The sequence below is a fragment of the Limnohabitans sp. genome, from assembly GCF_046052825.1.
Lineage (GTDB): Bacteria > Pseudomonadota > Gammaproteobacteria > Burkholderiales > Burkholderiaceae_C > Limnohabitans.
Genome location: NZ_JAVLFP010000026.1, coordinates 32,246 through 48,656 on the forward strand (window position 1 = coordinate 32,246; position 16,411 = coordinate 48,656).

At 60.6% G+C, this 16,411-nt stretch carries 18 protein-coding genes; 6 read left to right on the forward strand and 12 right to left on the reverse strand.

Annotation, left to right across the window (positions count from 1 at the left end; genetic code table 11):
- Nucleotides 1-12: 12 nt before the first annotated feature.
- The 3 genes from ACKWJN_RS03225 to pyk form a co-directional block, all read right to left on the reverse strand.
- Nucleotides 13-909: a phosphoribosylaminoimidazolesuccinocarboxamide synthase gene (locus ACKWJN_RS03225; protein WP_408594455.1), complete on the reverse strand. Its 897-nt coding sequence runs from the start codon at nt 907-909 to the stop codon at nt 13-15.
- Complete coding sequence (fba, locus tag ACKWJN_RS03230; protein ID WP_408594457.1) at nt 906-1,970, reverse strand: class II fructose-bisphosphate aldolase; 1,065 nt, start codon at nt 1,968-1,970, stop codon at nt 906-908. Before fba ends, ACKWJN_RS03225 begins: the two co-directional genes overlap by 4 nt.
- 82 nt (nt 1,971-2,052) lie before the next feature.
- Entirely contained in the window at nt 2,053-3,486 is a 1,434-nt protein-coding gene (gene pyk / locus ACKWJN_RS03235) for a pyruvate kinase (protein ID WP_408594458.1), read from the reverse strand.
- A 290-nt stretch (nt 3,487-3,776) separates the two neighbouring features.
- On the opposite strand from pyk, the gene ACKWJN_RS03240 reads away from it, so the two are divergent.
- Nucleotides 3,777-4,862: a fatty acid desaturase gene (locus ACKWJN_RS03240; RefSeq protein WP_408594460.1), complete on the forward strand. Its 1,086-nt coding sequence runs from the start codon at nt 3,777-3,779 to the stop codon at nt 4,860-4,862.
- A 69-nt stretch (nt 4,863-4,931) separates the two neighbouring features.
- Nucleotides 4,932-5,303, forward strand: coding sequence for a surface-adhesin E family protein (locus ACKWJN_RS03245; RefSeq protein ID WP_408594462.1), 372 nt, complete (start codon nt 4,932-4,934; stop codon nt 5,301-5,303).
- A gap of 7 nt (nt 5,304-5,310) precedes the next feature.
- Here ACKWJN_RS03245 and ACKWJN_RS03250 read toward each other — a convergent pair whose 3' ends face one another.
- Both ACKWJN_RS03250 and ACKWJN_RS03255 read right to left on the reverse strand, forming a co-directional pair.
- On the reverse strand, nt 5,311-6,504 hold the full coding sequence (locus ACKWJN_RS03250) for a phosphoglycerate kinase (RefSeq protein WP_408594464.1): 1,194 nt from the start codon (nt 6,502-6,504) through the stop codon (nt 5,311-5,313).
- A 60-nt stretch (nt 6,505-6,564) separates the two neighbouring features.
- On the reverse strand, nt 6,565-7,314 hold the full coding sequence (locus tag ACKWJN_RS03255; protein WP_408594466.1) for an SDR family oxidoreductase: 750 nt from the start codon (nt 7,312-7,314) through the stop codon (nt 6,565-6,567).
- A gap of 80 nt (nt 7,315-7,394) precedes the next feature.
- On the opposite strand from ACKWJN_RS03255, the gene ACKWJN_RS03260 reads away from it, so the two are divergent.
- Together ACKWJN_RS03260 and denD are read left to right on the forward strand one after the other, a co-directional pair.
- Complete coding sequence (locus ACKWJN_RS03260) at nt 7,395-7,778, forward strand: hypothetical protein (protein ID WP_408594468.1); 384 nt, start codon at nt 7,395-7,397, stop codon at nt 7,776-7,778.
- A 31-nt stretch (nt 7,779-7,809) separates the two neighbouring features.
- Nucleotides 7,810-8,835, forward strand: coding sequence for a D-erythronate dehydrogenase (gene denD / locus ACKWJN_RS03265; protein ID WP_408594470.1), 1,026 nt, complete (start codon nt 7,810-7,812; stop codon nt 8,833-8,835).
- Nucleotides 8,836-8,867: 32 nt separating this feature from the next.
- Here denD and ACKWJN_RS03270 read toward each other — a convergent pair whose 3' ends face one another.
- Genes ACKWJN_RS03270 through def form a run of 4 tightly spaced genes read right to left on the reverse strand, consistent with a single transcriptional unit; the run spans nt 8,868 to nt 11,419 of the window.
- Nucleotides 8,868-9,203 carry an AzlD domain-containing protein gene (locus ACKWJN_RS03270; RefSeq protein ID WP_408594472.1) on the reverse strand — a complete coding sequence of 112 codons (336 nt, stop codon included), beginning with the start codon at nt 9,201-9,203 and terminating at the stop codon, nt 8,868-8,870.
- Nucleotides 9,200-9,937 carry an AzlC family ABC transporter permease gene (locus ACKWJN_RS03275; RefSeq protein WP_408594473.1) on the reverse strand — a complete coding sequence of 246 codons (738 nt, stop codon included), beginning with the start codon at nt 9,935-9,937 and terminating at the stop codon, nt 9,200-9,202. The genes ACKWJN_RS03270 and ACKWJN_RS03275 overlap by 4 nt, the downstream gene beginning before the upstream one ends.
- Nucleotides 9,937-10,902 carry a methionyl-tRNA formyltransferase gene (gene fmt, locus ACKWJN_RS03280; protein WP_408594475.1) on the reverse strand — a complete coding sequence of 322 codons (966 nt, stop codon included), beginning with the start codon at nt 10,900-10,902 and terminating at the stop codon, nt 9,937-9,939. The genes ACKWJN_RS03275 and fmt overlap by 1 nt, the downstream gene beginning before the upstream one ends.
- 10 nt (nt 10,903-10,912) lie before the next feature.
- Nucleotides 10,913-11,419: a peptide deformylase gene (gene def, locus ACKWJN_RS03285; protein WP_408594477.1), complete on the reverse strand. Its 507-nt coding sequence runs from the start codon at nt 11,417-11,419 to the stop codon at nt 10,913-10,915.
- 97 nt (nt 11,420-11,516) lie between these two features.
- Between def and dprA the strand changes: the two genes are divergently transcribed.
- Nucleotides 11,517-12,674: a DNA-processing protein DprA gene (gene dprA, locus ACKWJN_RS03290; RefSeq protein ID WP_408594479.1), complete on the forward strand. Its 1,158-nt coding sequence runs from the start codon at nt 11,517-11,519 to the stop codon at nt 12,672-12,674.
- 61 nt (nt 12,675-12,735) lie between these two features.
- Nucleotides 12,736-13,218: a DUF494 family protein gene (locus ACKWJN_RS03295; RefSeq protein WP_408594481.1), complete on the forward strand. Its 483-nt coding sequence runs from the start codon at nt 12,736-12,738 to the stop codon at nt 13,216-13,218.
- Nucleotides 13,219-13,227: 9 nt separating this feature from the next.
- On the opposite strand, the gene secF is transcribed toward ACKWJN_RS03295, so the two are convergent.
- Genes secF through yajC form a run of 3 tightly spaced genes read right to left on the reverse strand, consistent with a single transcriptional unit; the run spans nt 13,228 to nt 16,401 of the window.
- Nucleotides 13,228-14,184, reverse strand: coding sequence for a protein translocase subunit SecF (secF, locus tag ACKWJN_RS03300; RefSeq protein ID WP_408594483.1), 957 nt, complete (start codon nt 14,182-14,184; stop codon nt 13,228-13,230).
- Between the two features lie 12 nt (nt 14,185-14,196).
- Nucleotides 14,197-16,050, reverse strand: a complete 1,854-nt coding sequence (secD, locus tag ACKWJN_RS03305) for a protein translocase subunit SecD (RefSeq protein WP_408594485.1) — start codon at nt 16,048-16,050, stop codon at nt 14,197-14,199.
- Between the two features lie 18 nt (nt 16,051-16,068).
- Nucleotides 16,069-16,401 carry a preprotein translocase subunit YajC gene (gene yajC, locus ACKWJN_RS03310; RefSeq protein ID WP_408594487.1) on the reverse strand — a complete coding sequence of 111 codons (333 nt, stop codon included), beginning with the start codon at nt 16,399-16,401 and terminating at the stop codon, nt 16,069-16,071.
- Between the last annotated feature and the right edge of the window lie 10 nt (nt 16,402-16,411).

Consider the following 16,411-nt stretch of genomic DNA (forward strand, 5'->3'; position numbering starts at 1 on the left):
AGGGAGCCAGGGTCAGTCTTTCAACCGCTCCCAAGCCTCTTGGTATTTGGCGGCGGTTTGGGCAATCACCTCTTGCGGCAAGTGCGGTGCCGGGGGGGACTTGCTCCAAGGCTTGCCCTGCACTTGGGCAGTCTCCAGCCAGTCGCGCAAAAACTGCTTGTCGTAGCTCGGGGGGTTGATGCCTGCTTGGTAGCTGTCCGCCGGCCAGTAGCGTGACGAGTCGGGCGTGAGCACCTCGTCCATGAGCACCAAGTTGCCATTGGCGTCCAAGCCAAATTCAAACTTGGTGTCGGCAATGATGATGCCCTTGGCCGCCGCCACATCGCGTGCGGTCTCGTACAAGGCGATGCTCACGGTGCGGATTTTTTCGGCCAACGCACTGCCCACGATGTCGACCACTTGGTCAAACGTGATGTTCTCGTCGTGCTCGCCCACCGCCGCTTTGGCGGCTGGGGTGAAGATCGGCTCGGGCAGTTGGCTGGCGTTCTTCAGGCCCTTGGGCAGGGGCACGCCGCACACCGACTGGCTCTGTTGGTACTCTTGCCAGCCGCTGCCCGCCAAGTAACCGCGCACCACGGCTTCCACAGGGATAGGCCTCAAGCGCTTGACCAGCATGGAGCGGCCTTGCACTTGGTCCACCTCGTCAGGGGTCACGACGCTTTCAGGGGCTTCGCCGGTCAGGTGGTTGGGGCAAATGTGGCCCAGCTTGCCAAACCAGAACAAGGCCATTTGGGTCAACAACACGCCTTTGCCCGGAATGGGCTCGCCCATGATGACGTCAAAAGCGCTGATGCGGTCGGACGCCACCATCAAAATGCGGTCATCGCCCACAGCGTAGTTGTCGCGCACCTTGCCGCGCGCCAGCAAGGGCAGTGAGGTCAAGGCAGTGGTGTGGAGCGCGATACTCATTTGACCAGTTGCGCCAACTCGCCTTGGGTGTACTTGGCAGCCATGATGGCCAGTGTGATGCCCTTGATTTTGCTGCCTTGGCCTTCGCAACCGAACTCGATGTAGCGCTGCTTGCAAATCGCCTTGGCAGCTTCGCGGGCAGGCTTCATCCACTCGCGCATGTCGAATTTGTCGGGGTTTTCAGCTTGGAACTTGCGCACAGCACCGGTCATGGCCAAACGGATGTCGGTGTCGATGTTGATTTTGCGCACGCCGTGCTTGATGGCTTCTTGAATTTCTGCCACCGGCACACCGTAGGTTTCTTTCATCTTGCCGCCGAACTGGTTGATCAACGCCAGCAGGTCTTGCGGCACGCTGCTTGAGCCATGCATCACCAAGTGGGTGTTGGGAATGCGGGCATGGATGGCTTTGACGCGGCTGATGGCCAACACATCGCCTGTGGGTGGGCGGGTGAATTTGTAAGCGCCGTGGCTGGTGCCAATGGCGATGGCCAAGGCGTCCAGTTGCGTGGCTTTGACAAATTGCGCCGCTTCTTCAGGGTCGGTCAGCATTTGGCTGTGGTCCAGTTTGCCCACCGCGCCCACACCGTCTTCTTCGCCCGCTTCGCCGGTTTCGAGCGAGCCCAAGCAGCCGAGTTCGCCCTCCACCGTGGCGCCAATCTTGTGGGCCATGGCCACCACCTGCTGGGTCACCGACACGTTGTAATCAAAGTCAGCCGGGGTTTTGCCGTCTTCGCGCAAAGAGCCGTCCATCATGACCGAACCAAAGCCCAGGTCGAGCGCGCCTTGGCAAATCTTGGGCGAGGTGCCGTGGTCTTGGTGCATGACCAAAGGAATGTGGGGGTAGGCTTCGGTGGCGGCTTGGATCAAATGCTTGATGAACGACTCACCCGCGTATTTGCGCGCACCCGCACTGGCCTGCAAGATCACGGGCGAGCCGGTTTCTTGGGCGGCCTCCATCACGGCTTGGACTTGTTCCAAGTTGTTGACGTTGAAAGCTGGAATGCCATAACCCTGCTCTGCAGCGTGGTCCAAAAGTTCGCGCATCGAAACGAGTGCCATATCAAAAAGTCCTTGAAGTTAAATCTGTATCGCTGGGGCGAATTTTAGAGGCCCCGGTTTGGCGCCAGCCTGACAACGGGGGTCAGCTGACTTTGCAAATTTTGAGCATGTTGGTGCCGCCCGGTGTGCCCATCGGTTCGCCGCAGGTGATGGCGTATACATCGCCCGTGGCCACGTCGCCACGCGACTTGAGGTGAGCCTCGGCTTGCAGCAGGGCGGTGTCGCGGTCGGCGCTGGTGTCCATCAACAAGGCGCTGACGTTGCGAAACAAGGCCATCTTGCGTTGCGCGGCCACTTTGGTGGTGAGCGCATAGATGGGAATGTGGATGCGGTGGCGGCTCATCCACAGCGCGGTGGAGCCAGACTCGGTCAAGGCCACGATGGCCTTGGCGCCCATGTGATGCGCCGTGAACATGGCACCCATGGCGATGCTGTAGTCGATGCGGGTGAAAGTCTGCCCGGTGAAGTCGGCGTCAAGCTCAACCTCTTCGGCCCCTTCGGCCGCACTGCAAATTTTGGCCATCTCCTGCACGGTCTCAAGGGGGAATTTGCCAGCAGCGGTCTCGGCGCTGAGCATCACCGCATCGGTGCCGTCGAGCACCGCGTTGGCCACATCGCTCACCTCGGCGCGCGTGGGCACGGGGTTGGTGATCATGCTCTCCATCATCTGGGTGGCCGTGATCACCACCTTGTCATGTTCGCGAGCCAACTTAATCATGCGTTTTTGCAGGGCTGGGACGATGGCGTTGCCCACTTCCACGGCCAAATCGCCACGGGCCACCATGATGCCGTCACTGGCACGCAAAATTTCTTCCAAATGTGGAATCGCTTCGGCACGCTCAATCTTGGCAATCAAGCCGGGCTTGTGTTTGTATTCAGCACCTGCCACGTTGGCCAGTTGACGGGCCATTTCCATGTCGGTGGCGTTTTTCGGGAAACTGACCGCGATGTAGTCGGCCTGAAAGCTCATGGCGGTCTTGATGTCGTCCATGTCCTTGGCGGTCAAGGCGGGTGCGGTCAAGCCGCCGCCTTGTTTGTTGATGCCTTTGTTGTTGGACAGCTCACCACCCAACTTGACGGTGGTGTGTACTTGTTCTCCTTTGACGGCATCTACGGTCAAGACGATCAAGCCGTCGTTGAGCAAGAGCAGGTCGCCTGGTTTGACATCGCGCGGCAGTTCTTTGTAGTCCAAACCCACGCCTTGCAGGTCACCCGGCTCGGTGCGTGACGCGTCGAGGACGAACTTGGTGCCGTTTTCCAGCATCACTTTGCCCTCGGCAAACTTGCCAACGCGGATTTTGGGACCTTGCAAATCCGCCATGATCGCCACTTCACGGCCGGCGCGGTGCGCCGCTTCACGCACCAGCCGCGCACGCTCGATGTGGTCTTGGGCTTTGCCGTGGCTGAAGTTCAAGCGGACCACGTCGACACCGGCGCGGATCATTCGCTCCAACAAATCAGGGTCGCTGGAGGCCGGGCCTAGGGTGGCGACGATTTTGGTGGCGCGGGTCATCATGCAAAGTCTCCTGAAGAATATTTCGGCAATTCTCACATGTATTGAATGCGCCACACCCTTTCTGTTGACCCTGCGAATGGCATCTTGAAAGCCCCCCAAAGTAGTCGAACTGGTGGCCAGGCGCGGCTGTTCTCCCTGTGGCAACTGAGGCTAAAACAGCCATTACAAACTTCGGGTCGCAAAAAGGGATAATTGACCGCGATTTGATACACATCAGTGCTTGATCGCTCTGCCAACCTAAGATCTTTCATGAGCCGCCCATTGTGGGTCGCCTCGTTTGACTGTTGACCATGAACCTGACGCAAAAACCCATTCTTCCCCACGAGCCCATGCCACACCGCAAAGTCATGCGCGAGTGGCTCATTCCTTTGGCCGAGCGCACCACCTTGCTGGCGATCGTGCTGTTGGTGGTCGACTATGCGCTGTGGGGCGCCCTGCTGGCCGGCACGGTGCTGCTGGCGTCTTGGTGGGCCAAACTTCTGAGCGGATGCGCAGCCGGGTTTGTGATTGGCCGCCTGTTCATCATTGGGCATGACGCTTGCCACCAAAGCCTGACACCGCACCGCAGCCTCAACAAATGGCTGGGGCGTATGGCTTTCTTGCCCTCGTTGACCGCTTACAGCCTGTGGGACATCGGCCACAACGTGGTGCACCACGGCTACACCAACCTCAAGAACTTCGACTTCGTGTGGGCGCCTTGCACCCCTGAAGAATTCGCGGCCCTGAGCAAGTGGGAACAGCTCAAAGACCGGGTGTATCGCAGCGGTTGGGCACCCGGCCTGTACTACATGATCGAGATTTGGTGGAACAAGATGGTGTTCCCCAACGAAAAGAACATGCCCACGCGTCGCCCCATTTTCATGAAAGACTGCCTGCTGATCACCGCGTTTGGCTTGGCTTGGGTGGCGGCCATGGTGGGTGCCGCACTGGCGACCGACCAGTCGGTCGGCTTCATTTTGCTGATGGGCGTTGTCGTCCCCTTCTTCTTCTGGGTCAGCATGATCGGCTTTGTGGTGTACGTCCATCACACCCATGTGGACGTGTCTTGGCACGAAGAGCGCACGGGTTGGTCCAAGGCGTCACCCTTTGTGTCCACCACCGTGCACTTGACCTTCCCATTGAACATTGGCGCCTTGATGCACCACATCATGGAGCACACAGCCCACCACTTGGACATGAGCATTCCTCTGTACAAGCTCAAACAAGCACAGAGCAAGCTGGAAGAGTTGCTGCCCGAGCGCATCATCGTTCAGCCCTTCTCGTGGGGTTGGTACTTCCAAACCGCGCGCGACTGCAAGCTGTATGACTTCAAGCAAGACAGCTGGACCGACTACGCCGGCAAAGCCACCAGCCCTCGCGCCATGAAGGCAGCTTAAGCACCCAACACCAACAGCCCCGCAAGCTCACCAGAATTTGCGGGGCTTTTTCTTGTTCGCTTGACCCCCATGAAACGTCTTGTTGTGTTTTTAAGTGTGCTGGCCTGTGCAGCCTCGCACGCCATGTGGGTCACCGTCACACAAAACGAAGTGGCCACGGTGTATGTGGACTCGTCGTCCATTGCCCGCATCAACCAAAACCGCCGCATCTGGGTGGTCTACGACTTGAAAAGTCCCGACACCACCGGGCAGCAATCGGTCAAGTCTTACATCGAGTACGACTGCGCCGAGGGCAAATACAAAACCCTCAGCGCCACCAGCCATCCCAACAAAATGGGCAATGGCCCTGCCATCAAGTCACTGCCCACGGCCGCTGGCTGGATGTCGGTCAGCCAAGACAAGATGAGTCGGCAGTTGTTTGGGTTTGCTTGCGCTTGGTGAAAAGGACTCACCCCGCCGCGCGACGGGTCAATATTTCAAACGCAGGCAAGGTCTTGCCTTCGAGCACTTCCAAGAAAGCGCCGCCCCCGGTGGAGATGTAGCCCACTTGTTTTTCGATGCCGTATTTGGCAATGGCGGCCAAGGTGTCGCCACCGCCCGCAATGCTGAAGGCGCTGGACTCGGCAATGGCCTGGGCAATCACCTTGGTGCCGTTCTCAAACGCGGCAAACTCAAACACGCCCACCGGGCCGTTCCAGACGATGGTGCCAGCGGCCTTGAGCTGCGTGGCCAATTTGGCTGCCGTCTCGGGGCCGATGTCCAAAATCAAATCGTCATCGGCCACCTCGGTGGCTTTCTTCACGGTGGCCACCGCGTCGGCGGCAAAGGTTTTGGCGCACACCACGTCGGTGGGGATGGGCACTTCGGCGCCACGGGCTTTCATGATCTCGATCACGGCTTGGGCCTCGGCCAACAAATCGGGCTCTGCCAAGCTTTTGCCAATCTTCAAACCCGCCGCCAACATGAAGGTGTTGGCAATACCGCCACCCACAATGAGTTGGTCCACGTTGTTGGCGAGGCTCTTCAAAATGGTGAGTTTGGTAGACACCTTGCTACCCGCCACGATGGCCGCCAAAGGACGCTTGGGGTTGGCCAAGGCTTGGCTGATGGCGTCCATCTCTGCCGCCAACAAGGGCCCCGCACAGGCGATGGGTGCAAACTGGGCAATGCCGTAGGTGGAGCCTTCGGCGCGGTGGGCGGTGCCAAACGCGTCGTGCACAAAAATGTCGCACAAGGCAGCGAGTTTGTGGGCCAACTCAGGGGCGTTCTTTTTCTCGCCTGTGTTGACGCGGCAGTTCTCCAGCATCACCAACTGGCCCGGGGCCACGGACACGCCATCGACCCAGTTGGAGACCAGGGGCACCTCGCGACCCATCAACTCACCCAGACGCTGGGCCACAGGGGCCAGCGAATCGGCGGGTTTGAACTCGCCCTCGGTGGGTCGGCCCAAATGGCTGGTCACCATCACGGCGGCGCCAGCGTCCAGGGCCATCTGAATGCACGGCACCGACGCGCGGATGCGGGTGTCTTCGGTGATGGCACCGTGCGCGTCTTGCGGCACGTTGAGGTCGGCGCGGATGAAGACACGTTGGCCACGGGCTTGGCCGCTGGCGCACAAATCAGAAAAGCGAATGACGTTCATGGGAAAGCAATAGGTTGAAGGTAACAATCCATTTTAAAAGTGCAGGCTTGCAGCCAGGTTTCACCCGCGACCCACAAACGGCATCTTGGTGGCCATCACCGTCATGAACAGCACATTGGCGGTGAGTGGCAAACGCGCCATGGCCATGAAGGTGTCGACCACGGCCGACATGTCCATGCGCGCTTCGGGTCGCACACTGCCGTCGGCTTGCAGCACGCCGCTGGCCATGCGCTCGGTCATGTCGGTGGCCACGTTGCCAATGTCAATTTGGCCCACGGCAATGTCAAAGGCACGGCCATCCAGCGCAGCCGCTTTGGTCAAGCCGGTGATGGCGTGCTTGGTGGCGGTGTAGGGGATCGAGCCCGGACGCGGCGCGTGCGACGAAATCGAGCCGTTGTTGATGATGCGCCCACCCTGTGGGGTTTGGGTTTGCATGAGCTTGAACGCCTGTGACAAGCAAAAGAACGCACCGTTGAAGTTGATGTCCACCGCACGGCGCCAATCGGATGCCGAGATGTCCCCTGGCAAGGTGCTGGGCAAAAAGATGCCCGCGTTGTTGAACAGCAAATCGATGCGGCCAAAGCGCTCACGCACGGTGTCAAACAAGGCGGCCACCGAGTCTTCTTGTCCGACATCGGCTGGCACGGCATGTGCACGCGCAGCGTTGGCGCCTGCTTCTTGCACGGTGGCCTGCAAGGCGTCAGCGCGACGGCCCACCAGCACCACATCCCAACCTTCGCTCAGCAAGGCCAAGGCACAGGCCTTTCCAATGCCAGAACTCGCTCCTGTGACGACGGCAACTTTGCGCATGGTGTGTTCTTCCTTGTGTGAAAAACGCCATTGTCTCGCGAGCGCCCAGGCCCAGCTGTCACTCACGCTAAAGTGGCGTCATGAGCACTTTTGAAAAAACCATTCTTTTCACCGACAGCGACGGCCGCGCCCGCTTTCGCACCGAAACCCTCAGCCTGAGCGAAGGCAAGCCCCAGGCCCGCTTGTCACCGTTGATGACCAGCGGCGGCTATCAACTGCGCCGCAGTCCGGTGGGCTTTCGCAGTGAATTTCACTGCACCGAAAACCCCCAGTGGTTGTTTGTATTGGAAGGCCAAATGGAGATCGGCTTGCAAGACGGCAGCTCGCGCCTTTTTGGCCCAGGCCAGCACTTTTATTCGGCCGATGTGCTGCCCGCAGGCGCCACCTTTGACCCTGCCGTGCATGGCCACTGGAGCCGCCAGGTCGGCGCCGATGAACTGGTCACGCTGTTTGTGCGCGGCTGATCGACAACACCCGAATTTCTGGAGACACCCCATGCGTTTACTCATCACCGGCGGCGCCGGATTCTTGGGCGCCCGACTTGCCCGCACCTTGCTGGCTCGCGGTCAACTGGCCCTTCAGCCCATCACTGAACTGGTGTTGGCCGACCAAGTTGTCCCCCCGGCCGACTTGGTGGCCGACCCCCGCGTGCGGGTGAAAACAGGCCCCTTGCTCGACCATTGCCAAGCGCTGCACCATGAGCCGGTCGACGGTGTTTTTCACCTCGCCTCAGCCGTCTCGGGCGAATGCGAAACCGACTTTGACCTCGGCCTGCGCTCCAACCTCGACAGCACCCGCGCCCTGCTCGACGCCTTGCGCGCACGGGTGCAACAAGCCGGCGCAGCACCCACCCGCTTGGTGTTCTCTAGCTCCATCGCCGTGTTTGGGCCCGACGACGCTGTGCCGCTGCCCGACGTGGTGCACGACGACACCTTGTGCACACCACAAACCTCCTATGGCATCCACAAACACATCTGCGAACACCTGGTGGCCGACTACACCCGCAAAGGCTTCATCGATGGCCGCAGCGCACGCCTGATGACCGTCACCACGCGACCGGGCAAACCCAATGGGGCCGCCTCGTCGTTTTTCAGCGGCATCATCCGCGAACCGCTGGCGGGCCTTGAGGCCATCTGCCCGGTACCGCCCACCCTCACACATTCGGTCTCGTCGCCCCGCGCCACGGTCGAAGGTTTGATCGCAGTGTTTGAGTGCAGCCGCGAGGCCTATGGCGGCCGCACCGCCCTGAACCTGCCCGGCCTGAATGTGAGCGTGCAGCAAATGCTCGACGCCCTGGAAGCGGTGGCCGGCCCCGAGGTGCGCGCGCGGGTGCGTTTTCAGCCCGACGAGGCCATCATCGGCATCGTCTCGCGCTGGGCCAAAGCCACCACGGCCAAACGCGCCAACGCCCTGGGACTGGTGGCAGAGAAGAACTTTGAAGACATCATTCGGCAATACATTGCCGATGCACAAACCGGCCCCAACGCCGCAGAGGCGCTCAAAGGCTTGAAGGCCCACTGAGAAAGCGCTGCACGCCCGTGTGCAGCAGGTCTTTACCAGCCCAATCCCAGGTGCATGGGCAGGTACACCGCCATGCCCAGCACGATGGTCAACAGCACATTGCGCTTGGCAACATAGACCGCCACGCCCGCTGCGGCGGCAAACAAACGGGCGTCTTGCCAGGTGGTGATCAAGGCGCCATGGCTCATCACCACCTCTGGCACCACCACGGCAGACAGGGCGGCGATGGGCGCGAACTGCAAGCCGCGCTGGGCCCAGCGCGGCAACTGCCAAGCGGTGTCAGAAATGAAGAAAAAACTGCGCGCCACCACGGTCACCACGGCCAAGCCGACGATCACAGCCAAGGTCCACATGTCTGCGCCACTCATGCCTGAGCTCCTGTCGTTGGCAAGGGTTTGAACCGCTCGGCGGTCATGCACACCAGCACCGCCACCGCGATGGCGGTGACGATGTTCAGGCGCAGCGGCAAGTGGTACACACACACCGCGGTAACGCCTGCCACCAACGCAGCGAGCATGCGCAGGCGCGAACTGGCCAACGAGCACAGAACCCCCAGCAAACACAAAATGCCTGCAAAACCCAGGCCCCACGCCGGTGGAATGCTGTGCGCGAGCGCAATGCCCGCCAGACTTGAAAGCATCCAGCTGGCCCAGTTCAAGGAATTGGCGCCCGCCAAATAAGCCACCTGGGCCAAGCGTTCTTCGTCGTTGCGACCGGGCGCATGGTAGCGTTTGGTGAACAGCACATAGCCGTTGTCGGTGATGAAGTAGCCCACCGCCAAACGGGTCCAACGTGGCAAGTGAATCACATGCGAACGCATGTGCAAGCTGAACACCACAAAGCGCAGGTTGACGCAAAACGCCGTTGCAAAAATCACCCAAGCCGGGGCGCCCGCCACGATGAGGGGAATAGCAGCCAGCTGCGAGCTGCCTGCAAACACCAGCAACGCCATCGCCACAGCGGGCAAAGTGCCCATGCCGGAGTTGACCATGGCCACCCCAATCATCAAGCCCCAGGCCACGATGCCCAAAGCCTGTGGCCCAAAGTCGGCCATGCCAATTTTGAATTCGGGGTGCTCTCGCACCGTCTTGCGCCAAAACATCAGGTCACCACCGCATCCAAACATTGACCGGGCTTGAGGGGAAAGCCACGTAAAAAATCCGCTGCGTCCAAGCGCTTACCCCCGGCACGCTGGAGCTGGGTGACACACAACACATGTTGACCACAGGCAATGCGCACACCCTGCGCATCGGCACTCAACACCGTGCCGGGTTGGGCGTCATGGACTTGGGTCTGCACATGGGCCTGCCACAGCTTGACCACTTCACCGGCCAGGCTGCCCGTGGCTCCGGGAAACGGGTTGAACGCACGCACGCGCCGCGCCACCACCTCAGCGGCTTGCGACCAATCCACGGCGGCCTCGGCCTTGTCGATCTTGTGGGCGTAGGTCACGCCCACCTCAGGTTGCGCCAAAGGCGTGAGTAGTCCAGCTTGGGCTTGCACCAAGACTTGCAAAATCAGCCCGCCCCCCAGGTCAGCCAAGCGGTCGTGCAAGCTGGCGGTGGTGTCGTCGGGTGCAATGGGCAGCGTGCCAATGTGCAACATCGCCCCCGTGTCCAAGCCCGCGTCCATTTGCATGATGGTCACCCCCGTCTGGGTGTCCCCTGCTTCAATGGCACGGTGAATCGGTGCCGCGCCACGCCAACGCGGCAACAGCGAAGCATGGATGTTGAGGCAGCCCAGACGTGGCGCATCCAACACCCACTGCGGCAAGATCAAACCATAGGCAACGACCACCATCACGTCGGCCTGGGCGCTGTGAATGGCCTGTTGGGCTGCCAAGGAATCGTCAGGGTATTTGCCATCCAAGCGCAAGCTGCGTGGCTGTGCCACGGCGATACCGTGTTGCAAGGCCAGTTGCTTGACCGCCGAGGCTTGCAACTTCATGCCGCGCCCAGCCGGGCGGTCGGGCTGGGTCAGCACCAAGGTCACGGTGTGGCCAGCCGCCTGAATGCGGGCCAATGCCACTGCCGCAAATTCGGGCGTGCCCGCAAAAATAACGCGCATGGGGAGCCCTTCAGTCGTCGTCGCGCAGGGCTTTGAGCAACTTGGTTTTGATGCGGTTGCGCTTCAAAGGCGAGAGGTATTCCACAAACACCTTGCCCATCAGGTGGTCCATCTCGTGTTGGATGCACACGGCCAACAAGCCTTCGGCGGCAATCTCACGCTCCTGGCCTTCGGCGTCCTGGGCCACCACTTTCACCGAGGTCGAACGCTCCACGCCGTCGTAAATGCCGGGCACCGACAAGCAGCCTTCTTCGCCTTTGACGCGTTCGTCGCTGGCCCAGGTGATGCGCGGGTTGATCAGCACCATCGGTTGGTTGCGGTCTTCCGACACGTCCATCACCACCAAGCGCTCATGCACGTTGACTTGGGTGGCAGCCAGGCCGATGCCATTGGCGTCGTACATGGTTTCGAGCATGTCGGCGATCAGCGTACGGATGCGTGCATCCACCGCCTGCACCGGCTTGGCCACGGTGTGGAGTTTGGGGTCGGGGAATCGAAGAATGTCGAGTTTTGCCATGCCGCTATTGTCCCCGGTTTTGAAAATATCTACCCGCAGCCACACACCCCCGCGCGTGACATCCACAGAATGGCCGCCATCACTTTGGAAGACACCCATGGACCACCACGAACTGCGCGCTTGGCTGCGTTTGAGCTTGACCGACGGCGTGGGCAACGACGCAGCCCGGCGTTTGCTGGCCTGCTTTGGCAGCCCACACGCCATCTTTGCGCAACCACCAGCGGCCCTGGCGAACGTGGTCACGCCCAAGCAAGCCCAGGCCCTGTTGCAAGAGCCCCATGACGTGGCCTTGCAATGCGTGCGCACGCAGCAGTGGCTGGCCCATGCCGCGCCGGGCGTCGGCCACGCCGTGTGGGCCTTGGGAGACCGCCACTACCCAGAGGCTTTGCTGCAACTGGCCGACCCTCCTTTGATGCTGTACGCGCAAGGACAACTCGAAGCGTCGCTGGGCAACGCAGTGGCGGTGGTGGGCAGTCGCAACCCCACACCGCAAGGCGCTCAAACGGCCGAGCAATTTGGCCAGGCCCTGAGCGAGGCTGGCTTGGGCGTGGTGTCGGGTTTGGCCTTGGGGGTGGACGGTGCCGCGCACCGAGGCGCATTGCGGGGCGCAGCCACAAGCTGTCCAGCGCACTGGCGCACCGTGGCGGTGGTGGGCACAGGCCTGGACCGGGTCTACCCGCGCCAGCACCAAGGACTGGCGGCCAACATCGCCCAACAGGGCATCTTGCTGAGCGAATACCCGCTGGGCACACCCCCTTTGGCGGCCAACTTTCCCAAACGCAACCGACTCATTGCCGCCCTGGGCTTGGGCACCTTGGTGGTGGAAGCGGCGTTGCAGTCGGGCTCCTTGATCACCGCGCGCATGGCCTTGGACTTAGGACGTGATGTGCTGGCCATTCCGGGCTCCATCCATTCCCCGCAGTCACACGGCTGCCATGCTTTGATTCGGCAAGGCGCCAAGCTGGTGGAAACCGCGCAAGACGTGATCGAAGAGTTGCAACTGTCATCACCCCAACTCAGCCTGGGGCTTGGTGCAGCAGACGATCCATCGTCGGGGGTGCTCGCCCCACCCGCCGACACACAGGCGTCACCCTTGCTGGCACACCTGGGCTTTGCACCTGTCGGTCTGGACGCCCTGCAGGCACGTTGCGGCTTAGACACCGCCAGCCTGCAAGCGCAGCTGCTGACCCTGGAGCTGCAAGGGCGCGTGGCACGTTTGCCGGGTGGCTTGTTCCAGCAACTGGCCAGCGGTTGACACGGACAAACACCCCCCCTTTTGACATGGCCGAGTCCCTAAAACCATGTATATTGAAGCCATGTTTGAAGTGCTCGTATTCGTCTATGAAAACTACTGGCGAGGCGATGCGTGCCCTGAGTTGCAACAACTGGGCCGCAAACTGAGCGCCGTTGGGTTTGAGTCAGACGACATCCAACAAGCCCTGCATTGGCTGGCCGGGTTGAACCTCGCATCGCACAACACCGAGCTGATCGACATCAGCCAAAGCGCACCCGAAGCCCACACCGAATCGGCCCACAGCCTGCGCATCTATTCCGTGGCCGAACAAGACCACCTGGGCGCTGAGTGCTTGGGGTTCGTCAACTTTTTAGAGTCTGCGGGCGTGCTCTCGGCCCACATGCGCGAGATCGTGATGGACCGCGCCATGGCGGTGCCCGGACAACCTGTGTCTTTGGATGACCTCAAGATCATCGTGCTGATGGTGTATTGGAGCGTCGGGCTAGAGCCCGATGCCTTGGTGCTCGATGAGCTGTGCGACGACCACGACCGGGTGGCGCACTGAGCGCTGGCGTTAAACCACCGCGCCTGCGTTTTCGTCGTCGGGGTCCCCTGGCGATTTGGTGCCCGTGGGCTTGATCAAATCCTCACGGCGAATGCCCAGCCACATGGCAATGGCCGCGGCCACAAACACCGACGAGTAAATGCCAAACAAAATGCCGATCGTGAGCGCCAGCGCAAAGTAGTGCAGTGTGGCGCCCCCAAACAGCAGCATCGACAACACCATCAGCTGGGTGCAGCCGTGGGTGATGATGGTGCGGCTGATGGTGGAGGTGATGGCGTTGTCAATGACCCCCACGGTGTCCATCTTGCGGTAGCGGCGAAAGTTCTCGCGGATCCGGTCAAAAATCACCACCGACTCGTTGACCGAGTAACCGAGCACGGCCAACACCGCCGCCAACACGGGGAGTGAAAACTCCCACTGGAAGAAGGCGAAAAAGCCCAAGATGATGACCACGTCATGCAAGTTGGCCACGATGGCGGCCACCGCAAACTTCCACTCAAAGCGCATGGCCAAATAAATCATGATGCCCACCACCACGAAGGCCAGGGCTTTCAAGCCGTCGATGGCCAACTCGTCGCCCACTTGGGGACCGACAAACTCGGTGCGGCGCAGCTGAATATTGGCGTCGCTCGCCTTCAAAGCGGTCAAGACCTGCTCGCTTTGTTGGGCTGAGCTTTGGCCTTTCACCGCGGGCATGCGGATCATCACATCGCGTGCGGTGCCAAAGTTTTGCACTTGCACATCGTTCAAGCCGAGCTTGGCAATTTGGTCGCGCACCACATTCAGGTCAGCGGCTTGGCTGTAGCTCACCTCCATCAGCGTGCCGCCGGTGAACTCGACCGACAAGTGCAAGCCACGGCTGAACAAAAAGAACACCGCCGCGAGGAAGGTGATGAAGGAGATCGCGTTGAACGCAATCGCGTTCTTCATGAACGGGATGTCTTTGCGAATCTTGAAAAATTCCACCTGAATTCCTTTTTATGCGCGCCACACCGTGCCAATGGACACGGTTTGCAATTTCTTTTGGCGGCCATACCAAAGGTTGACCAAACCGCGTGAGAAAAAAACCGCCGAGAACATGCTGGTCAAAATGCCCAAGCAATGCACCACCGCGAACCCACGCACCGGGCCAGAGCCAAAAGCCAACAAGGCCAGGCCTGCGATCAAGGTGGTGACGTTGGAGTCCAAGATGGTGGCCCAAGCGCGGTCATAGCCCGCGTGAATGGCCGACTGGGGCGCCGCCCCGTTGCGCAGTTCTTCGCGCACGCGTTCGTTGATCAGCACGTTGGCGTCAATCGCCATGCCCAGCACCAAGGCCATGGCGGCCATGCCCGGCAGTGTCAGGGTGGCTTGCAACATGGACAACACCGCCACCAGCAGCAACAGGTTGACCGCCAGCGACACACTGGAGATCACGCCAAACAACATGTAATACACGCACATGAACGCGGTCACGGCCACAAAGCCCCAGGTCACCGAATCAAAGCCCTTGGCGATGTTTTCTGCACCCAAGCTCGGGCCAATGGTGCGTTCTTCGATGATCTCCATGGGTGCGGCCAGCGAGCCCGCGCGCAACAGCAGCGCGGTGTCGTTGGCTTCGACCGTGCTCATGCGACCCGAAATTTGCACCCGACCGCCGCCAATTTCGCTGCGGATCACGGGGGCTGTCACGACCTCGCCCTTGCCTTTTTCAAACAGCAAGATGGCCATGCGCTTGCCCACGCTCTCGCGGGTCACATCTTTGAAGATGCGCGCGCCCTTGGCGTCGAGCGTGAGGTGCACCGCCGCCTCTTGGCTCTGGCTGTCAAAGCCAGGCTGCGCGTCGGTCAAGTTCTCGCCCGTCAGGATGACCTGCTTCTTCACGATCACCGCTTGGCCGTTGCGCTCCAAGAAACGCTCGGTGCCAAAGGGCACGGGCGAATTGCTCAGCTCGGCCGCACGGGCTTCGGCGCTTTCATCCACCATGCGGATTTCCAGCGTGGCGGTACGGCCCAAAATGTCTTTGGCCTTGGCCGTGTCTTGCACGCCAGGCAGTTGCACCACGATGCGGTCGGTGCCTTGCTGCTGAATCACCGGCTCGGCCACACCGAGTTCGTTGATGCGGTTGTGCAAGGTGGTGATGTTTTGTTTGATCGCCTGCTCTTGCACGCGGCGTGCCGCCACCGGGTTGATGGTGGCGCTGAGTTTGAAGTCGGCACCGTCTGGGGCGCTGCTGGTTTGCAAATCGGCAAACTGGTCTTGGATCACGCGCTGGGCAGACTCCAGGGTGGCCATCTCACGAAAGCGCACCTCAATGGTCTGGCCGTTGCGGCCGATGCCGCTGTGGCGCACATTTTTTTCACGCAAGGTGGTGCGGATGTCGCCCGCCAGCGATTCGGTTTTTTTGGTCAGCGCAGCAGGCATGTCCACTTGCAGCATGAAGTGAACGCCCCCGCGCAAATCAAGCCCCAAGTACATGGGCGCTGCATTCAAAGCAGACAACCAGGCAGGTGAACGCGACAACAGGTTGAGCGCCACCACATAGGTGGGGTCATTGGCGTCGGGCACCAACGCATGCTGGATGGCGTCTTTGGCCTTGAGCTGTGTGTCGGTGTTGTCAAAGCGCACCTTGAGCGAACCGTTCTCCAGCGTCAACACATCGGGTGTGATGCTTGCGGCCTTGAGCGCCTCTTGCACACGCTCTTGCACCGCCTGATCGACCTTGACACTGGCCTTGCCGGACGAGACCTGCACCGCCGGTGCTTCACCAAAAAAGTTGGGCAGTGTGTAGACACAGCCCACCAACAAAGCGATGCAAATGATCGCGTATTTCCAGAACGGGTAACGGTTCATGATCGCTTTGAAGTGAGGTTACTTGACCGTGCCTTTGGGCAACACTTGCACCACCGCACTGCGCTGCAGTTGCACTTCGACGCCGGTGGCAATCTCCAGACCCAACGTGGTGTCGCCGATCTTGCTGACTTTGCCCAACAGGCCGCCAGCGGTGGCCACTTCGTCGCCTTTGGCGAGCGCGTCAATCATGGCCTTGTGCTCTTTTTGACGTTTCATCTGGGGACGAATCATCACGAAGTACAAGACCACGAACATCAACACCAAGGGCAACATGCCGGTGAGCGAAGACATGATGTCGCCACCTGCAGCGGCAGCGGGTGCGGTTTGGGCAAAAGCAGAAGAAATGAACACGGTGGAACTC

Excerpts from the sequence above, each read along its gene's own strand:
- secD (WP_408594485.1), bottom strand. The coding sequence starts at position 16,050 with ATGAACCGTTACCCGTTCTGGAAATACGCGATCATTTGCATCGCTTTG.
- ACKWJN_RS03255 (WP_408594466.1), bottom strand. The coding sequence starts at position 7,314 with ATGCGCAAAGTTGCCGTCGTCACAGGAGCGAGTTCTGGCATTGGAAAG.
- fba (WP_408594457.1), bottom strand. The coding sequence starts at position 1,970 with ATGGCACTCGTTTCGATGCGCGAACTTTTGGACCACGCTGCAGAGCAG.
- ACKWJN_RS03250 (WP_408594464.1), bottom strand. The coding sequence starts at position 6,504 with ATGAACGTCATTCGCTTTTCTGATTTGTGCGCCAGCGGCCAAGCCCGT.
- fmt (WP_408594475.1), bottom strand. The coding sequence starts at position 10,902 with ATGCGCGTTATTTTTGCGGGCACGCCCGAATTTGCGGCAGTGGCATTG.
- denD (WP_408594470.1), top strand. The coding sequence starts at position 7,810 with ATGCGTTTACTCATCACCGGCGGCGCCGGATTCTTGGGCGCCCGACTT.
- ACKWJN_RS03225 (WP_408594455.1), bottom strand. The coding sequence starts at position 909 with ATGAGTATCGCGCTCCACACCACTGCCTTGACCTCACTGCCCTTGCTG.
- ACKWJN_RS03295 (WP_408594481.1), top strand. The coding sequence starts at position 12,736 with ATGTTTGAAGTGCTCGTATTCGTCTATGAAAACTACTGGCGAGGCGAT.
- ACKWJN_RS03275 (WP_408594473.1), bottom strand. The coding sequence starts at position 9,937 with ATGTTTTGGCGCAAGACGGTGCGAGAGCACCCCGAATTCAAAATTGGC.
- ACKWJN_RS03260 (WP_408594468.1), top strand. The coding sequence starts at position 7,395 with ATGAGCACTTTTGAAAAAACCATTCTTTTCACCGACAGCGACGGCCGC.
- dprA (WP_408594479.1), top strand. The coding sequence starts at position 11,517 with ATGGACCACCACGAACTGCGCGCTTGGCTGCGTTTGAGCTTGACCGAC.
- ACKWJN_RS03240 (WP_408594460.1), top strand. The coding sequence starts at position 3,777 with ATGAACCTGACGCAAAAACCCATTCTTCCCCACGAGCCCATGCCACAC.
- ACKWJN_RS03270 (WP_408594472.1), bottom strand. The coding sequence starts at position 9,203 with ATGAGTGGCGCAGACATGTGGACCTTGGCTGTGATCGTCGGCTTGGCC.
- def (WP_408594477.1), bottom strand. The coding sequence starts at position 11,419 with ATGGCAAAACTCGACATTCTTCGATTCCCCGACCCCAAACTCCACACC.
- pyk (WP_408594458.1), bottom strand. The coding sequence starts at position 3,486 with ATGATGACCCGCGCCACCAAAATCGTCGCCACCCTAGGCCCGGCCTCC.
- ACKWJN_RS03245 (WP_408594462.1), top strand. The coding sequence starts at position 4,932 with ATGAAACGTCTTGTTGTGTTTTTAAGTGTGCTGGCCTGTGCAGCCTCG.